Below are 18,178 nucleotides of genomic sequence, written 5' to 3' on the forward strand. Positions count from 1 at the left end.
CCGACGTCGACTTGCCTTGTACGCTAGGAGCTTCTCGCTCTGATCCGCCAGCTGCGCCCGCGAATGCTCCGCCCACGCGTCATCGAGAGTTTACGCCTCGCAGACCGGACACTCGATCGTCCCCGTCTCGCCGTGCAGACGCAGAGCGGCGTCGAGCAGATCGTAGCGCTGTTCCACAACGGACAGCGCTTCACTGGCCGAATCCGCAGTCTCCGCCGTCGCCGCACGAAGATCCTCAACAACCTCATTCACCCTCTGCTGAGTAGGCGCAGTGAGTGCGGAGATCTTCTTGAGTCCACTCAACGCGGGTGACGCAGAGGCGTCGGTGCCGGTGGCCAACGCCAACACGGCATCGAGATCGGCAACTTTTTCCTGATTGGTGCTGCAGCAGGTTTCGCGCGATCATCGGTCGACTCGACCAGACTGGCTTTCAGCTGACGCAGGCTGTCCGAAGCCCGCTGACGCGGCCCCTTCATGCCCTTCAGCGTGTCCGCCAGTAGCTTCTCGGCTGCCGTGATCTCGTCGAGTCCGAGAAGTTTCGCGATCGCATCGTGCAGGGCCGAAGGCACGGAGTCGAAGAGCCTTTCCGAGCTCATCATACGACAGAATCGGTCGGTGCAGCTCAACAGCAGTCTTCCAGCCGAGCGCGTCGGTACCCGTACTGCGCTTCTGCTTTCCGACCTGCGTCCATGTCGTGCAGCTCTTGAGCTCGGCATCGGCGGTCCAGTCGACGCCGACGACCGTGGGCTCGGATCCTTCGACAGTGAGACCTACACGGACTTCACACGGATTGCCGTGATGCAGATTGCGCCAGCTGTCGGCCCAGAGTGAGGCCTTGTTCTTCCATCGGTAGCTCTCGCCGGTCACCGCGAATTCGAGGGCCTCGGCGAAGCTCGACTTACCCGAGCCGTTACGTCCACTGACGACTGTGATGCCGGGAGCAGGGTGCAGTTCGAGCCTTGCCTTCGGGCCGATACCGCGGAAGCCTGCAACACCGACGGACGTCAGGAATGCGCCGACTGGCTCTTCGACAGTTCTGTCGGCCGATGACTCGGGGACGTGAGGAGTCGAGACGCCGTCGAGCAGGTCTTGCAGTGACGTCGGCCCTTCGAGTGCTGCCAACACGTAGTACTTGACCTCATCGGACAGGTCATTGTCCGCGTCGATGGCGTCGATCACCACGTCGACGAGTGGCCTGTCGACAGCATTGTCGGCAACGGTCACCGGCACTCCCCTGTTCGTTCTGATGGCTAACCAGACCCCACAGTTCCATATGGGACCGACAGTTCGCAGAGAGATCGCCGTGACTCAACCGTTCGAGTGCCCTAGCCAGACATAGCGGCGTTTGGGGCTTCTCGGCAAACCGTCGGCGCGTGCTGCCTCGTGCGATGAGCGCATTGAGTTGCTTGACCACCGCTCCCCGGCTAATGCCGGCACGTTCGGCCAGTTCGAGTGCTCCTGCCTCACCCATCTGCGCGATCGGCCCCTTCACGGATTCGCGTCGCCCGGAGCCGACCTTGGTCTCCGCCGGCGGCCTCGTCACCGACGGATCCAGAACGTATCTCGCGTATCGCCGTCCTCCCTGCCTCACCGCGACACCGTTCTCGACCAGATCACGCAGAACCTGGCCTGCGGACAGTCTGTCTGCGCCAGACTCGCGCATTGCCTTGAATCCACATACTTGAAAGCAAAATGCATCGTTGCAAGTTGGTTGTAAGTCGGTTACAAGTAGTCGTACATGTAAGCCCGCAGTTCCGCAGAAGTTGCTGCAGGGCCAGCACACGACTCGCCTGTCGGATGGTCAGCAACGCTCCGACCGCCCCATTCTCGGCCACAATAGCGAGCATGGAGAGGTACCCGGGCGAGGTGGACGAGCTACGTGCAGAGGCCGCTCGGCTCCGCGCGCTACTCCGACTGAAAGAAGGTGACGCACCTCTGCCTGCGGGTGACCAAGCATCCATCGGAACCGTCACGATGGCGTCCCGGCCGATCGACAAGCTTCGTCTCTACCGATCGCTGTTCATCGCCCGCAGCGACGTACATGCGATTCGATGGCAGAACATCAAGGACGGCCGCTCCGGCTGGATGCCTGCCATCGAGGGACGCTGGCACAAGGGGATGAATCCCGACAACGCTTCATATCTCCCACTGACAGACGACGTTCTCGAACGACATTTGCGGGGCGACCTACACATCGGCCTGTACGCGCTCACAAAGGATGATAGTTGCCGTTGGCTTGCAGCGGATTTCGACAAGGACTCGGCAATGTTGGATGCGCTGAGTTACGTCAAAGCCGCGCGCAAACAAGGTATTCCAGCAGCGCTCGAGGTTTCTCAATCCGGGAGAGGTGCTCACGCTTGGATATTCTTCGCCGATCAGGTCCCGAGTGCGCTCGCTCGTGAGATGGGAACGGGGCTAATTCGCGAAGCATCGGCGCTGCGCAACAGCATGAGTCTCGACTCGTACGACCGGTTGTTCCCCTCCCAAGACACTCATCTCGGACGGGGGCTTGGCAACCTCATTGCGGCACCGCTGAACGGGCGCAAAAGAATTCACGGCACCACCGTATTTCTCGATCCCGCAACGCTCGAACCGTTCGAGGACCAGTGGGCGCTGCTGTCTACAGTTCACCGTCTGTCCACCAACGAAGTGCGCCGCGCACTCGCCGCCCTACCTAAGGCAGAGGTGGGCAGATCCGTCCGGAGAGTTGCCCTTCCAACATCGTCGAAGATCGTCCCTCAACCGGCCATCGTGATCCGGGCGACGCTACGCGCACGACTGCAACTGACAGCCGACGACCTCGGTCCCGCCATGATCTCGAGCATCAAGCACGCATCGTCGATTCAGAATCCCGAATTCTACGACCGGCAACGTCGACGGCTCAGCACCTGGAACACCCCACGATTCCTGGAAAGCTTCGACGAAACTGTGGACGGCGACCTCATCCTGCCGCGCGGGCTCATCTCGCTGCTCACCGAAATGATCAAGTCAGTTGGAAGCAGACTGCAGGTAACCGATACCCGCGAAGTCGGCGCTGCAATGACGTTCGCGTTCGACGGCGAACTCCGATCCGAGCAGATCCAGGCCCTGAATGCCGCGATGAGCGTCGACCACTGCGTCATCGTCGCGCAACCAGGTGCGGGCAAGACAGTGATCGCCTGCGCAGCAATTGCGAAGCGGTCGACGTCCACTCTCGTACTCGTCGACCGGAAGGCACTCGCCGACCAATGGCGTGAACGAATCGAGAAGTACCTCGGAGTCAAGGCGGGCCAGATCGGTGGTGGCAGGAAGAAGCTGACAGGATCGATCGACGTGGGCTTGCTGCCCACGTTGGCGCGTCGAGACGATGTCGAGGCGTTGACATCGCCCTACGGCTTCGTGGTTGTCGATGAATGTCACCACGTCCCTGGGACCGCATTCTCAACTGTTCTGAATCAAATTCCGTCGAAATACTGGCTGGGGCTTACCGCGACGCCCTACCGTCGAGATGGTCTCGACGACCTGATCTTTCACCAAATCGGGTCGACGATCCATAGCGTCGAATCTGGCCGACCAGGCGAGTTGACCGAGGGATCAGCGGACGCACCGCCTCCCGAGCGCAAACTTGTTGTTCACTCGACGACCTACGAGTACTCGGGTGATGCCGACCCCTCACGTCCAGGCGGCATGGCGGAAATCTATCGAGATTTGGTGGCCGACGAGGCGCGCCTTGCCCTCATCGCCGACGACGTAAGCGCCGCAAGTCAGGAGGGTAGCAATATTCTTGTGCTCACAACGTGGACAACGCATCTCGAACGCCTGGTCTCCGCGCTCGCTGAGCGGGGACATAGCGTGACGGTACTTCGTGGAGGAATGGGCGCGAAGGCCAGGAAGGCGGCTGTGCAAGAGCTCACAGAGCAGCAATCGACAGGAATCCCGATGCTGGCGGTTGCAATCGGGTCGTTCATCGGCGAAGGGTTCGATATTCCCGCCTTCGACACGCTCTTCCTCGCTGCGCCGATCTCGTTCAAAGGCCGCCTCGTTCAGTATGTGGGTCGAGTGGTTCGATCCCACCCGGGCAAGACCACCGCAACGGTCCACGACTACCACGACGCCCTGACCCCGGTGCTGGCGTCCTCTCTGAACAAACGAGCTCCCGGATACCTGGACATGGGCTTTCCTGATCCGCGAAAAGTACCCTCAGCTCGCTTCCCTCAGGATGCGAAGTAAGCACGAAGGCGGACTGTCGGTACTCGATGTTTCGATGGCGGTATGTCACGACTCGACGAGGGGTTCCCGCCGCCCACAGCCTGTGTGCAGTGGTGTCAGCACCGCAGCTACGACCTGCATGTCCTCGACGACGGCGTGGAGGTAGACCTGGATTGGTGGAACGGCCACCTCGACCGAGCCGGCCATGATCTCCGGCTACGCGGCCGCAACCTCGACGGCGAAATCGTCGAGTACGGCGGTGCCACCGTGCAGCGCAACGATCTTCGGATCGGCACCGATCTGGCTGATGGCAAACATGATTCGCTCGGACTGCTGTTTCTCTGCGCGGCCTGGCAGGGCAGCCACAAACACCGCAGATCCAAGCGTCGTTTTCCCGACGTCATGAACCCGCACCTCAGCCGTCCCGACGAGAACCCGGTCGCCAAGACTCTCGCTGTGCTCGACAGCTGTGTCCGCAACCGCGCAGTGCCCGACCATCCGAACTCGACCTGGTCCGGATGGCCCGACGCGCCCGGCGTCGGAACATCTCTGATGGCGACGTTCCTGTGGGCGGTGAAGGCGTCGGTCTACGGTGGCCCGGCGCAGCTGATCGACCAATACGGAGTCTCGACACTCATCCACGAAGGATGGCTCGAAGACCCGTCCGTCACCGGCTTCACTCGTCGCCGCTACGACCGGTACGTCGAACTCATCACCGCATGGGCCACCGACATCGGCACCAGCCCTGAGCTCGTCGAAATGTGGCTCGTGCAGCGCTGGAGCGCCCGACTGAACGAAGCAGGACACGGTCGATACACCGCACCCACGTTGTTCTGAATCGGTCTACTCGACCTGAATCCAGCGTTTCTATCGCAGCCAACGCTATTCGGACACCATCCGCACATGCGAAATTCCAGCATCCAGGTAGTTCTCCCCCACGCGAACGAATCCGAAGCGGCCGTACCACTCTTCGAGGTGCGCCTGCGCGGAGAGTTCGACGACCCCGGGATACACCGTCTGTGCCGCTTTCACGAGTTCTCCGGCGTAGCCCTTACCCCGTGCACTGGCGGCGGTCGCGACTCGGCCGATGTGAACGGTGTCGTCGACGAGCACGTGAATGGTCGCCAGCACCTCACCGTCATCCTCCTGCATCCAGAACAACTCCGTTGTCGGGAGCAGGTCGGCACCGTCGAGTTCGATGTCGTCGACGATGCGCTGCTCGTGCACGAACACTGCGACCCGAAGCGCCATGATGCGGTAAAGGGTGTTCTGGTCGACGCGCGCCAGCGGGGCGTGATGGAGAGTAGGCATGGGGTTTCCGTTTCGTAATGGTGGAGACAATTAAAGCCCGTGAGCGTTGCCTCTACACGATCGGTCGTCGACTCGATCCGCGCGTTACGGTTCCTCACCGGCTCTTGCCCCAACATCCGGAACGAAGTTCCATCAATCAGTAGGTTCTGGATTATTCTTCCGTCGTTCATCTTCACTGCCGTCGTGGTTCATGTCCGCCCTTTAGGTTTTCCCTCGTGACCGAGAACGAGACCATCGCCACCAACCCTGTCGGTAGTTCATCCAAACGTGCTCTCCTCGAGGACATTCGGATGCGCTCAGCCGGCCTTTCGCCGGCCGAGCAGCGGGTGTCACGACAGGTATTGAGCCACCCGGAGGACGTTCTCGAGCTCTCGGTCACCGAACTCGCCGCACGCTCCGACACCTCCGTCGGAACCGTGATGCGCTTCTGCACCCGCCTCGGATTACGTGGGTATCAGGATCTCAAACTCAATCTCGCCCGCACCGTCATCTCGGTGACGGACTCACTCGCCGCCGAAGTCCACGCAGACGACACCGACGACGTTGTCCTCGCAAAAGTGTTGGCGAGCAGCGCAACTGCCATCTCCCACGCCTCCGACCTCATCGACAGCACCGCACTGACTGCCATCGTCGACAGTCTCGTCACCGCCCGCCGCGTTGCCTTCGCCGCGGTCGGCACGTCGGCCCCACTCGCAGCCGACATCTCGTACCGCCTCACCACCATCGGCGTCGACGCCACCTTCACCCCCGACCCGCACGTCCAACACGTCACCGCCCGCATGCTCGGCCCCGGCGACGTCTGCTTCGCCATCAGCCACACCGGCTCCACCCAGGAAACACTCGCCGTGATGCGCACCGCAGCGCAGACCGGAGCCACCACCGCCGCCCTCACCAGCTTCACCTCATCCCCGCTCACCGACATCGTGGACCACCGACTCGTCGCCGGTAGCCGCGAAACCTCCTACCGCATCGAATCGATGACCAGTCGACTCGTCCACCTCGCCGTGCTCGACGCCATCCACGTCGCACTCGTACTCCGCCGAGACGGCTGCCGCGAGGCCCTCGCGGCCAGCGGCGACATCATCACCGAACACCGCATCTAGCACCTTCAACAGCCACCGAACCCCAACTTCAGGAGACACCCATGCGCGGACGCGTCTTGTACGACGACGGCCTCCCCCGCCCAGGAACCATGATCAGCGACGGAATCACCGTCACGACAACCGCATTCGACGGTAGCTTCACTCTCGACGTCGCCGGAGCGTTCGTCTTCGTGACGCGCCCCGCAGGCTGGACCTGCGATCGCTGGTATGTCCCCGCCACCGCCGATACCGTCGACTTCGTTCTGCGACGCGACTCGGACCTGTACCCGCACAGCTTCGTTCACATCTCCGACACCCACGTGGGCCGCGGACCGTACTACCCACAGCCCGTCGAACTCGGCGGCCGCTCCACCCTCACAGAATTCCTCACCCGCCTGCCCGACGCGGTCTCGGGACTGTCCTCGGTCATCGCGACCGGCGACCTCACCGACCGCGGCATCGACGTCGAGTACGGCGAACTGAAAGACGCCGTGGCCGCAAGCCCCATCCCGCTGCACCTATTACCCGGCAACCACGATCACATGGGCGGCACCATCGTCGGAGCCGTCAGCCGCAACAACTACTCCATTCACACCGCCGACCCCTCCGCGTACGAACGGCATCTCGGCCCGCGCTGGTACTCCTTCGACCTTCCCGGGCTGCACGTGGTCGCGCTCGACTGGCACACCCACGAACTCGGCATCGACCACGAACTCCAGAATGCCTGGATGACAGCCGATCTGGAATCCATCCCCGCAGACATGCCGTGGATTCTGCTCAGTCACGACCAGCCCTGGCACTCCATTCTCGAGGCGGCCCCGCGCTCCCCACTCGCCACGTTCTCCGGTCACCGACACACGTCGCGAGTCGTCGACGTGGACGGCACCCTGCACGTCAACACCCCCACACCGTTGTTCGCCGGTCTGGACTTCTCGCCGCCGTCGTTCCGCGTCGTCCGTTGGGACGGGGAGCGTATCTCCCTCGACACCCGCAGCCTCGCCAAGACCGGTCTCGAAAAGGCCACCTTCGCACTCGGCAGCACTGTTCCGCGACCGGACGAATCCCTTTGGCGTGTTGAGCTTCCGGGTGCCGCGCACCGGGCATCGGTCCGGGTGATCGGCGATATCGTGCTGGCCCCGGTCAAGGACGAGGACCGCGCCGCCGGCGGTATCCAGGCCATCGACGCGACATCCGGCGAGCTGCTCTGGCACCGCGAACTGGGTTCCGCCGTCAAATGCACTCCGGCCGTCAGCGGCACCACAGCCATCGCCGTCGCAGTATCCGGCGACGTCACCGCCCTCGACATCGCCACCGGTGATCGACTGTGGCACGCACCGTCTCCCGACCCGCTGCGCCTTTTCGCTTTCGCGGAACCACTGATCGAGGACGGCCGCGTTGTCGTCGGTGACCTCTCGCACCTGCGCTGCCTCGATGTGACGAACGGCGAGACGGTGTGGGAACGTACCGACCTCTCGACCTACCAAACGATCGTGGACCATACCCGGCCCGTCATGGTCGACGGCACCCTCGTCGTCGGAAGCTGGCCCACGCCAGACAGATTGGTTGGCCTCGATCTCGCCTCCGGCGCGACGCTCTGGCCCACACAGGTTGCCGAGGCCGAGCTCGGCAAAGGATTCGAGAAGGCCGACACCCCTGTCGGCACCCCGCTCTACGACGAAACGACCGGAGCATTGTTCGTCTCCGTCATCGGGGCGTTGGCCCGCATCGACGCCACCGGCCACACCCAGTGGAAGGTGCCGATGAGCTTGCCCTGGAACCCGGCCACCCCGGTCGCGACCGAATACGGCATCGCGATCGTCGATGCCGGTGCGCGGTTGGCCCTGCTCGACCGCGAAACCGGCGGGGTGCTGTGGTCACTGTCCGTCGACGGGGACGCGCCGTTCGCCATGGCCAGCTACCAGCGCACCCCGCACGTGTTGTTCGCGGAACCGGCTCTGTGCCAGGACATGTTGCTCGTGCCCACGCTCGACGGACGACTGCATCTGGTCAATGCGAAGACCGGTGAGCTCGAGGGTTCGATGACCGTCGGCGCACCGATCGCGGCGGCCCCCGTCGTCATCGACGATCGTGTCTACCTCACCACCGTCGACGGCGGCGTGATCGCCTACTCGGTCGACACCATCCTGGGACGGGCGTCATGACCGCCGTCCTGGAAAAACCCGACGCACCGACGTCGATACCCCGCCGAAGCTCGTCGCGCACCGGCTGGTTCCTCGTCGCCCCGGCGATGTCTCTGACCGCCCTGTTCATCGTCATCCCCGGCGCACTTGCGTTGGTGGGCAGTCTTTTTGCCATCGACATCACCAGCGGAGTCGAGTGGACCTGGGTGGGACTGGACAACTACACCGCTCTGTTCGCCGATTCTGCCGTCCGGCAATCTCTGCTCAACACGGTGCTCTACTGCGCGATGACAATCGTCCCGAGCCTGGTGATCGGCTTCTGGCTTGCCGTGCTTGCTCATTCGCTGACTCGGGGCCGCCGGCTGGTGCAGACGCTACTGTTCCTCCCGTTCACCGCGAATCTCGTCGCGATGGCGGTGGTGTTCCGCTGGATCTTCTCTCTCAACGGCGGGTTCGCCAACGAAATGCTCGCCCTGATCGGGGTCGCGCCACTGAACTTCCTGGGAGAGAGCACCTACGCACTTCCCACCGTCGCCGCCGTCGGTGTGTGGCGCGGGGCTGCATTGGCGATGATCCTGTTCCTGTCCGGACTGACCAGCATCCCCACCTCCGTCGACGAGGCCTGTGCGGCCGACGGCATCACCGGGCTCACCCGCCTGCGGAGAGTCGTTCTGCCCCTGCTCAAACCGATCACGATCTTCGTCACCGTCATGATCGTTCTGCAATCGGTGCAGGTCTTCGACACCATCAACGTCATGACCGGCGGCGGTCCCCTCGGAGCTACCGAAACCGCACTCACGATGACGTGGCGGCTGGGGTTCGCGTACTACGACCTCGGACAAGCCGCCGCCCTGTCCACCATCCTGCTGCTCGTCCTCATCGCGATCGGCGTTCTACGCCGGCGCTCCCTCAGCGGAGGAAACCAGTGATACTTCGCATCGCTCGCATCACCACGATCGTCCTCGCCTGCCTCGTCTCCATCTTCCCCTTCTACTGGATGCTCCGCACGTCCATCGCCAGCCCCGACTCGGTGATGATGAACGGATTGTCCTGGTTGCCAGACTCGTTCGACCTGAGCAACTACTCCCGCGCCTGGACCGAGGCCAACCTCGGCCGGGCCATGATCAACGGGGCCGTGGTCACACTCGGCATCCTCGCGCTCCAACTTCTCACCTGCGTCCCGGCTGCGTATGCGTTCGCGAAGGTTCCCTTCCGCGGCCGCAGCACGCTGTTCGCACTGACGTTGGCCTGCCTGCTCATTCCCACCCAGGCCACGGCATTGCCGCTCTACCTCGGTGTCGGATCGGCCGGGCTCGCCAACACCATGACCGCGCTCATCATCCCCTTCGCCACCAGCGCCTTCGGCATCTTCCTGATGCGACAGCACATGCTCACTATCCCCGACGCCCTACTCGATGCCGCGAAAGCCGATGGGCTACGGACATTCTCGACGCTCTGGCGCGTCGTCGTCCCCTCGGCCATGCCCGCGATCGCCACGTTCTCGGTGTTCTCGATCTTCGTGCACTGGAACGACTACCTCTGGCCCCTTCTCGTCGCTCGCGACGCCTCCCTCCACACACCGCCGCTCGCCCTCGCGGTCTTCCAGCAAGCCGACACCGGATTCGACTACGGCGCCCTCACCGCCGGTGCCGCCATCATCACCACCCCGATCGTCGTTCTCTTCCTCATCGCTCAGCGTCGATTCGTAGCCGGCATCGCCGGTGGCGAACTGCCGGGCTGACCTCCTCACGAACAGGAATTCATGACATGACCACGTCCAAACTCGTCCTCGCGGCGGGCACCCTGTCCATTGCACTGCTCGCTACCGCATGCGGTAGCAGCGATTCCGGCGGCACCACCGCCACCGCAGCCGACATCTCGAGCTGCGACCCCAACGGCACCACCATCACCGCCCAGTACCTTCCGCAGGGAGACTCTGCCGCGCAGGCAGCTAAAGTGTCCATGGAACAGGAGTTTCCAGGTCTTACCGTCGAGCTCAAGCCCGGTGGAGACTCCGGCTACGACAAAGCCACTCAGCAGATGGTCGCCGACATCGCCGCGGGATCGCGTCCTGACGTCGCCATGATCGGACTCGGCCAGATCCGCTTCTGGGTGGACCAGTACAAGCCGCAGCCCCTCGACACCTCCGCGCTAGCGGAAACCTACGACCAGCGTTTTCTCGACATCGGCAAGGTCGACGGCACCTCCTACATCGCGCCGTTCCAGGTCTCGATCCCCGTGCTATACACCAATACAACGATGACCGAAAGTGCAGGCGTGACTGCCCCGCCGACATCGACGTCCCAATGGCTCGACGACGCCGCAACCGTCAAAGCTGCGACTGGATCTGCGTCCGTGTCGCTCCCCCGCGACCAGATTGCCGACTGGGTTGCGCAGGCCATGATCCAGAGCGCCGGAGCAACATTTGTCGACGCCGAGGGTAAGCCCGGTTTCGACAACGACGAGGGACGAGCCGGAATGGGCATCTACGCAGAGCTCGGCGCACAGAAACTGCAGGACCCCATCGGAGCCAATGATGCTCTGACGCAATTCAACACCGGCAATCTCGCCTACATGGTGACCTCACCGGCCAGTGCAGCGAGCATCAAGAAGGCCATCGGCGACAAGTTCGACTGGACCGTCACCGCGATGCCGGTCCCCGACGGCGGCGAAGCCTCGCTCCCCGCAGGCGGAAACGGATGGATGGTGCTCTCCGAGGACCCGTGCAAGGCAGCGTTCGGCAACGCGCTGATCGGCCACATGCTCGATCCCCAGGTGATCACCGAAAGCTCGAAGTCGTTCAGCTACATACCCGTCGACACCGAAGCTGCGGCGACGCTGGCCGCCGATCCCGACGCACAGTCCCAGCTCGGCTTCGCCTGGACCTACACCGGTACCCCCACACCGTGGGGTGGCTGGCACGGCGATGCAACTCCGAAGGTGAACCAGTTCATTCAGGACATGGTGCAGCGCCTCACCGGCGGCGAACCGCTCGACGCCGTCATGACCGACACCGTACGTCGTATCGATGCGGCGGTGCGCTGACATGAGCAGCATCTCATTGACCAACGTGATCAAGACCTTCGGCGAACTTCGCGCCATCGACAACGTGTCGATCGAGGTCGCCAGCGGTGAGAGCCTCGTCGTGCTCGGCCCGTCCGGATCGGGCAAGTCGACGCTCCTGCGCGTCATCGCCGGCCTCGAGCTGCAGGACTCCGGCGACATCACCATCGGCGGCGTACCCCAAACTCACCTGCCTCCGCACAAGCGCGACGTTGCCATCGTGTTCCAGAACTTCGCGCTCTATCCGCATCTCTCGGCCTTCGACAACATCGCCCTCGGCCTTCGTCATGGGTTGAAACTCTCTCGGGCCGAGGCACAGTCACGAGCCGACGACGTCGCACAGCGTCTGGAAATCACGGAGCTGCTGGGCCGTCGTCCGCGAGCGATGTCCGGTGGTCAGCGTCAACGCGTCGCGTTGGCGCGGGCATTGGCGCGTCGGTCGGGGGTGGTGTTGCTCGACGAGCCGCTCTCGGGCCTCGACGCGCAGTTGCGATTGACGTTGCGCTCGGAGATCGCGTCGCTGCTCCGTAGTACCGGTGCGACCACCCTGCACGTCACCCACGATCAGAACGATGCCATGGCGATGGCCGACCGCATCGCCGTGGTGCGCGGCGGCGTCATCGAACAACTGGGCACACCGGAGGACCTGTACGCGCGTCCGAACAGCCTGTTCGTCGCCGGCTTCATCGGCTCCCCGGCCATGAACCTGCTCGACGGCTCGTCGGGGGCGTTCGGCCCGGTACGGTCCGGAATGACCCTGGGTATCCGTCCCGAACACGTCAAGTTGGGTGGCCACGGGGACTGGACGTTCGACGGAGTTGTCAAGACGGTCGAACACGAGGGGCCGTCGAAGATCGTGCACCTGGACGTATCCGGGCAGCCGGTGATCGCTCGAGTGCAGCCTCAGGAGGACGTACAGCCGGACACGGTGGTGCCGCTCTCGTGCACCTCGGCCGATGTGCATGTGTTCGACAGTGAGTCGGGGCTCGCTCTGGGTACTGCGGATACGGTGTGGGACAGAGCGGTGGTGTCGCAATGACCTCGACGACCGACCGCGAAACACTGGTGGTGTTCGACTGGAACGGCACCGTCATGGACGACGTGTCCCGCGCCACGAATGCCATGAATCAGGTTCTCTCGCACTACGACCGAGACGACATCACCGAGGACGATGTTCGGCGTACATTCCGTTTGCCGATGACCGAATGGACCACAGCGCTCGGTCTCCCCGATGAGGCAGCGGACCTGTGGAGCGTCGAAGTCTCCTTCCTCGACGCCGCGGCCCGCCCCGAGGCTCACGCCGTGCTCCTCGAATTACGTTCGGCCGGTGTCGTTGTGGGCGTTGCATCCGCGGCTTCCGAAGCCGCCGTGGTTGCCGACGCCCGACGCTGCGGACTCATCGACGTCATCGACCTACTGGCCACGGGCGTATCCGACAAGACCGAGTACCTGCGATCGGTTCGTCGACTCGCAGACCGCGCGGTGTACGTCGGGGACTGCGAATACGACGTGGAATGTGCGCGTGCTGCCGGTTTCGAGGCGGTGGCGATCGCCGGCGGATACCGAAGTGTGGCGGATCTGGAATCCGCCATGCCGGATGTCGTGGTGACCGATCTCGGCGACGTAGCCGGACTGGTCACGGCAACGATTCGATCGTAGGCCCGCGAGCCTCCACAGTGCCGAGGGGTTGTCGCATCGAGAGATCCGATCTATGGTTCTCCGTAATTACGGAATAACGGATGGGAGAACTCGATGCGACGCTCGACCTGGATCTCGGCAGCTTGTGCAGCTGCGCTGTTGGTGGGCGGATGCGCCACCGACACCGACGCAACTGCAGCGACCACCACTACTCCGACGCCGGAGAACTGCGCTCCCGTCACCTCGACGGACCTCGCGACCGAGGACGGATGGATCGGGCTGATCGATCAAGCACCCGACACCGTCAGCCTCGTGATCGACGACGGACGCGGCCGAACCGTCGAACATCGGGCAGACCAACAGCAGGTACTCGCCTCCGCGATCAAAGTGGTGCATCTCGCCGCCTACGCGCAGGCCGTCGCAAACGGCACCATCGACCCCAACGAGCAAGTGGCCCTCTCGGATTGGGAGCGGTGGTATCTTCCCGGCACCGACGCCAATGCACATCCGAAGGCCTTGACCCGGTTGGGTATTGCGAACGCCGGCACCAACGCAACCGACCCCAATGCCACGGTCCGCATCGATGACATGGTCTCGGCCATGATCCAGGAGAGCGACAATTCGGTGCCCGACTACCTCCGATACCGACTCGGCGATCAAGCACTCGTCGACGGCGCAGCAGCCGGAGGTTGGGAGAACTTCGAGCCGCCGAGCATGGTGGCCGACATGCTCTCGGTCTTCGATCCCGAACTTGCCGATGCCGATACCTGGGAGACCGCCCAGAAGTGGGCATTCGACCCGCAGTTCCGGGCCCAGGTCGAGGCGTCCGTGCAAGTGCCGACCTTCGAAGACCAGGCCGCCAGGGTTGAGAGCAGTTTCCGCGGCGGTTCGGCCGAAGAATTGAACGGAATGTATCGCGCCTTCACGGACGGGACCTACGGCGACGCATCCGACACCATTCTGCGCCAACTGGAATGGCAACCCGCAGGTGACGGCGTTCTCGGTGTCGGCTTCAAAGGTGGCAGCCTCCCCGGTGTGCTGACTCAGGGTTTTGAGCTGCGCCGCAATGACGGAACTGTCGCGACGGCGGTGTGGCTCATCGATGGTCTTTCTGCAGACAGATTCGAGCAAGCGTATGCAGGAGCCGGCGCGCAACAGCAACTCATCGTCGATGCGATGCTCTCGCCCGAGGTTCTAGACCGGATAGCCTGCGTGGTGTGAGTTCAAAGTTCGAGTCGAGACTGGCAGAGCTGGAAGCCCGCGTTGCCGAGCTTGAACGACGCGGCGCTCCCCAGCAGCTCGACGCCACCCCGTCGACCGGCGGCATGATCGCCTACCAAGGCGACGTACATCTGCACGGCACGGTCCGCTGGGACATCGGCTACTCCCCCGACGCCATCGTGGAACTACCGGTGCCCTCCGCGTCGGAAGTTCTTGCTGCTCTGGGACATCCGGTGCGGCTGCAGATCGTGCGAACACTGCTGCGAGGCCCCGCGAACGCGGCGGATCTGCACGCGGCGGTGGGAGTCGGCTCGTCCGGTCAGATCTATCACCACCTCAAGACGCTGAGCTCGGCGAACATCGTCGAGCAGCAGGGCCGCGGTGACTACCGAATCGCCGCGAAGCGCGTCGTGCCGGTGCTTGTTTCGATGCTCGCTGCTGCCGATATTGCCGGCGACCTGGGTACCTGACGCCAAGCCGGTCAGGGAACAATCACCAGTCCAGCACCGGGGAGCAGAGTGTCGAGATACGGCGAGCCCCACCGGTCGCCGTTCGAGTAGTCCTTGGTGTGCGTCACCGTCACCACCACGGGACCCGTCCCGGTGTTCGCGACCACCTCGAGCGGCAGATCTTCCCGTCCGTAGGACCCCTCCGCCGGCGGTGTCGGATCGTCTTGCCAGTGCCGAAGGTCGGCAGCACCCGTTGCGCCTGTCGCCAAGTTCCGCCAGCTCAGGTTGAGATACCGATAGGGATACTGATCAGCGAGCCTCATCCACGCGAGGCTCCATGACAAAGTCGTTCAGATCGGCCCGCCGCGTCATTTCCCAGTAGTCGACGATGCGCCATGGCAGTGTCGAGACGACGCGTCCGGCGTCGTTGCGGTACCAGTTGTCCGTGCCGCCGTGCGACCAGATCATCTTTGCATGCGCCTCGTCGTGCTTGCGGACGTACTCCGCCTCCACGTCGGCCTTGCACTCGATGGCTCCGATTCGCTTGTCCACCATGTCGTTCAGCACATCGATGATGTACCGCACCTGACATTCGGCGATGGTGATGTAACTACCCCCGTGGCCCAATACCGTTCCGGGACCGCAGGTGATGAAGAAGTTCGGGAAGTCCGGGACGGTGATGCCGAGATACGCGTGCGCATCCTCCGGGCCCCAAATATCACGGATGGACTCCCCCGATCGTCCGCGCACATCGATCGGCGTCAACAGCTTGTGGGTCTCGAAGCCCGTCGCGAGAATCACCACATCGACCTCGGTCTCCGAACCATCCCGTGCAACAACCGAGTTGGCGGTGATCGAGGAGACGGCGTCGGCGATGAGGGTGACGTTGTCGCGCTTGAGCGCGGCATACCAACCGTTGTCGAGCAGCATCCGCTTACCGAAGGGCGGGTAATCGGGGAGCGACTTCTCGATCAGATCCGGTCGGCCCTCGAGCTCGGCTTCGATGTAGCGAGTGAATACCCGTCGATGCGCGTCATTCATCGGGTTGATCGAACGCTGCGGATGCTCCCACTCGGGGTCGACCTGCAGCGAGCTGTGCACGCGGTCGTTGAAGTTCCACGCCAGCCTGGTGCGGTACCAAAGCCGATACAGCGGAACGACATCCATCAGATAGTTGGCGTCGTCGCCCATCTCGGTGAAATACACGTCACTCGACGACACCCACTGCGGCGAACGCTGAAAGACCGTCGCATGCCCCACCGTCGACGCGATGGCCGGCAGCACCTGCATGGCACTGGCCCCGGTGCCGACGATGGCGACGCGCTTACCGGCCAGATCCAGATGGCCCGGCCAGTTCGCCGTGTGGAAGATCGGCCCGTCGAACGACTCGAGCCCAGGAATGTGAGGCACCTTCGGCCGATTGAGCTGACCGGTCGCGGTGATCACCACATCGGCGGTCAAAGTCTCGCCGTCGACCGTCGTCACGGTCCAGCCCTGCCTCTGCGCGTCGTACTCGGCGGTCGCCACCTCGGTATCGAAGCGAATGCGTTGCCGCAGATCGTGTTCGGACGCGACATCGCTGAGGTACTGCCACACCTCGTCGCGCTTGCCGAAGTGGGTGCTCCAGGCCCGCGGCGCGAAGGAGTAGGAATACAGGTGACTCGGGGTGTCGACGCCCGCACCAGGGTAGGTGTTCTCGAACCAGCCTCCGCCCACGTCGGTGTTCTTCTCCAGCACCATGTGACTGATGCCCGCCTCGTCCAGCTTGATGGAAGCGAGCATGCCGGAGACACCGGCACCGATCACGATGACCGACAGATCGTTCGGAGCCGCCACCGGAGTGTCCGAGGCGGTGAAGCCCATGTCCTCGGCGACCATGACACCGAACTCGGGAGGAACTTGCTCACCGACGGCCACGCTGATCATCTCGACGAGGTGCTCCGGGTCGGGTGAGGGCACCGCCATGGGCGCACCGTCGTGGAACGCGCAGATCGCATCGAGCGCCGCGGAACGGATGCGGTCGGCAACTGCGTCGTCGAATCCGCCCGTGTCGTTGTTGTCCATGCCCCGACTACGCGTCGGGCGATACGGATCGGCGAGCCACATGGGATCGCCGGTCAACTGATAGAGCACCGCCACCAAAGAGGGCAGGTTGGCCGCGGTGAGTGCGCGCGAGAGCCGATCTCGATCGATCCGACCCACGGTTTCCGCAGCCGTTGCTGCGTCTGTGGACACCGGTACCTCCTGTTGCGAGCTGCTCCATCCGACTCCGACAACTCAACTAACCATGGTTAGGCAATTTTGCGCAAGGGATTCGCGATCTCGAGATTCACAGCTTTTGGACCCTTGACAATGTGGCCCACGCCACATGATGCTTCATGGCACTACCTAACAGCGGACAGGCGAAGGGAAACACCCATGGAACTCACCGAGGCGATGCGCACCACCGGCACCTGCAGGCGGTACCTCAGCGATCCTGTTCCCGACGAGGTGTTCAAGGCCGCGTTCGACGTCGCCCGCTTCGGCCCGCAGGGCGGCAACCGTCAGCCCGTGCGATGGATCGTCGTGCGCGATGCCGCCCGCAAGCAGGCCCTCGCCGACCTCTACCTCCCGATGTGGGACGCCTACTTCGCCGGCATCACCGGCGGAACCGTCGCCGTCGGCGCATTGCCCAAGACCGTCCAGGACGCCGACTACTTCGCTCGCCACCTCCACGAGGTGCCCGCCATCGTGGTGGTCTGTGCCGCGTTGGACGGACTGCACCCCACCGACCACGAACTCGGCCGACTCTCCGTCGTCGGCGGGGCGTCCATCTACCCGACCGTGCAGAACCTGTGCCTGAGCCTGCGCGATCAGGGCGTCGCCACCGCGGTGACGACGTTGCTGTGCCACGAGGAGCCCGCCATTCGCGAACTGCTCGGCATCCCGGACGACTACATCACCGCCGCACACATCGCCGTCGGCTATCCCGAGAAGCCGTTCCCCCGCAAGCTCACTCGCGATCCCGTCGAGCAGATCGTTGCGGCAGAGACATTCTCGCAGCCGATGTTCGACTCCGCTGCACTCTCCCCCGCCCTCTGACCCA

General features: G+C 63.6%; 17 protein-coding genes. 12 read left to right on the forward strand and 5 right to left on the reverse strand.

What is annotated here, in order from left to right; translation table 11 throughout:
• Positions 1 to 90 precede the first annotated feature (90 nt).
• Both AYK61_RS28025 and AYK61_RS28030 read right to left on the reverse strand, forming a co-directional pair.
• Positions 91 to 252: a hypothetical protein gene (locus tag AYK61_RS28025; protein WP_259468222.1), complete on the reverse strand. Its 162-nt coding sequence runs from the start codon at positions 250 to 252 to the stop codon at positions 91 to 93.
• A gap of 150 nt (positions 253 to 402) precedes the next feature.
• On the reverse strand, positions 403 to 1,224 hold the full coding sequence (locus AYK61_RS28030; protein ID WP_259468223.1) for an ATP-binding protein: 822 nt from the start codon (positions 1,222 to 1,224) through the stop codon (positions 403 to 405).
• A gap of 621 nt (positions 1,225 to 1,845) precedes the next feature.
• On the opposite strand from AYK61_RS28030, the gene AYK61_RS21910 reads away from it, so the two are divergent.
• Positions 1,846 to 4,209, forward strand: a complete 2,364-nt coding sequence (locus AYK61_RS21910) for a DEAD/DEAH box helicase (protein ID WP_121873092.1) — start codon at positions 1,846 to 1,848, stop codon at positions 4,207 to 4,209.
• Between the two features lie 42 nt (positions 4,210 to 4,251).
• Complete coding sequence (locus AYK61_RS21915; protein ID WP_121873093.1) at positions 4,252 to 5,025, forward strand: hypothetical protein; 774 nt, start codon at positions 4,252 to 4,254, stop codon at positions 5,023 to 5,025.
• A 45-nt stretch (positions 5,026 to 5,070) separates the two neighbouring features.
• Here the strand turns inward: AYK61_RS21915 and AYK61_RS21920 are convergent, their stop codons facing one another.
• Positions 5,071 to 5,499 carry a GNAT family N-acetyltransferase gene (locus AYK61_RS21920; protein ID WP_121873094.1) on the reverse strand — a complete coding sequence of 143 codons (429 nt, stop codon included), beginning with the start codon at positions 5,497 to 5,499 and terminating at the stop codon, positions 5,071 to 5,073.
• Between the two features lie 215 nt (positions 5,500 to 5,714).
• Here AYK61_RS21920 and AYK61_RS21925 point away from each other — a divergent pair, with 215 nt between their 5' ends.
• The 9 genes from AYK61_RS21925 to AYK61_RS21965 all read left to right on the forward strand — a co-directional run bounded on the left by AYK61_RS21925 (position 5,715) and on the right by AYK61_RS21965 (position 15,114).
• A complete protein-coding gene (locus AYK61_RS21925; protein ID WP_220709166.1) occupies positions 5,715 to 6,602 on the forward strand; it encodes a MurR/RpiR family transcriptional regulator in 888 nt (295 codons plus the stop codon).
• Between the two features lie 41 nt (positions 6,603 to 6,643).
• Positions 6,644 to 8,743 carry a PQQ-binding-like beta-propeller repeat protein gene (locus tag AYK61_RS21930; RefSeq protein WP_121873095.1) on the forward strand — a complete coding sequence of 700 codons (2,100 nt, stop codon included), beginning with the start codon at positions 6,644 to 6,646 and terminating at the stop codon, positions 8,741 to 8,743.
• The gene (locus AYK61_RS21935; RefSeq protein ID WP_121873096.1) at positions 8,740 to 9,651 is read left to right on the forward strand and encodes a carbohydrate ABC transporter permease; all 912 of its coding nucleotides are present in this window, start codon (positions 8,740 to 8,742) and stop codon (positions 9,649 to 9,651) included. Before AYK61_RS21930 ends, AYK61_RS21935 begins: the two co-directional genes overlap by 4 nt.
• Positions 9,648 to 10,463: a carbohydrate ABC transporter permease gene (locus AYK61_RS21940; protein ID WP_259468224.1), complete on the forward strand. Its 816-nt coding sequence runs from the start codon at positions 9,648 to 9,650 to the stop codon at positions 10,461 to 10,463. Before AYK61_RS21935 ends, AYK61_RS21940 begins: the two co-directional genes overlap by 4 nt.
• A 26-nt stretch (positions 10,464 to 10,489) precedes the next feature.
• Positions 10,490 to 11,767, forward strand: coding sequence for an ABC transporter substrate-binding protein (locus AYK61_RS21945; protein ID WP_121873097.1), 1,278 nt, complete (start codon positions 10,490 to 10,492; stop codon positions 11,765 to 11,767).
• A 1-nt stretch (position 11,768) separates the two neighbouring features.
• Entirely contained in the window at positions 11,769 to 12,824 is a 1,056-nt protein-coding gene (locus tag AYK61_RS21950) for an ABC transporter ATP-binding protein (protein WP_121873098.1), read from the forward strand.
• Positions 12,821 to 13,444: an HAD family hydrolase gene (locus tag AYK61_RS21955; protein ID WP_121873099.1), complete on the forward strand. Its 624-nt coding sequence runs from the start codon at positions 12,821 to 12,823 to the stop codon at positions 13,442 to 13,444. Before AYK61_RS21950 ends, AYK61_RS21955 begins: the two co-directional genes overlap by 4 nt.
• Before the next feature lie 93 nt (positions 13,445 to 13,537).
• Positions 13,538 to 14,644 (forward strand): serine hydrolase, encoded by a 1,107-nt coding sequence (locus AYK61_RS21960; RefSeq protein WP_121873100.1) that lies wholly within the window; start codon positions 13,538 to 13,540, stop codon positions 14,642 to 14,644.
• The gene (locus AYK61_RS21965) at positions 14,641 to 15,114 is read left to right on the forward strand and encodes a helix-turn-helix transcriptional regulator (RefSeq protein ID WP_121873101.1); all 474 of its coding nucleotides are present in this window, start codon (positions 14,641 to 14,643) and stop codon (positions 15,112 to 15,114) included. Before AYK61_RS21960 ends, AYK61_RS21965 begins: the two co-directional genes overlap by 4 nt.
• Before the next feature lie 11 nt (positions 15,115 to 15,125).
• Here AYK61_RS21965 and AYK61_RS21970 read toward each other — a convergent pair whose 3' ends face one another.
• Together AYK61_RS21970 and AYK61_RS21975 are read right to left on the reverse strand one after the other, a co-directional pair.
• A complete protein-coding gene (locus AYK61_RS21970; RefSeq protein WP_121873102.1) occupies positions 15,126 to 15,416 on the reverse strand; it encodes a hypothetical protein in 291 nt (96 codons plus the stop codon).
• Positions 15,403 to 17,328, reverse strand: coding sequence for an NAD(P)/FAD-dependent oxidoreductase (locus AYK61_RS21975; protein ID WP_183130495.1), 1,926 nt, complete (start codon positions 17,326 to 17,328; stop codon positions 15,403 to 15,405). Before AYK61_RS21975 ends, AYK61_RS21970 begins: the two co-directional genes overlap by 14 nt.
• A gap of 183 nt (positions 17,329 to 17,511) precedes the next feature.
• On the opposite strand from AYK61_RS21975, the gene AYK61_RS21980 reads away from it, so the two are divergent.
• Complete coding sequence (locus AYK61_RS21980; RefSeq protein ID WP_121873103.1) at positions 17,512 to 18,174, forward strand: nitroreductase family protein; 663 nt, start codon at positions 17,512 to 17,514, stop codon at positions 18,172 to 18,174.
• The last annotated feature ends 4 nt before the right edge of the window (positions 18,175 to 18,178 follow it).

It is taken from the genome of Rhodococcus sp. SBT000017 (assembly GCF_003688915.1).
Lineage (GTDB): Bacteria > Actinomycetota > Actinomycetes > Mycobacteriales > Mycobacteriaceae > Rhodococcoides.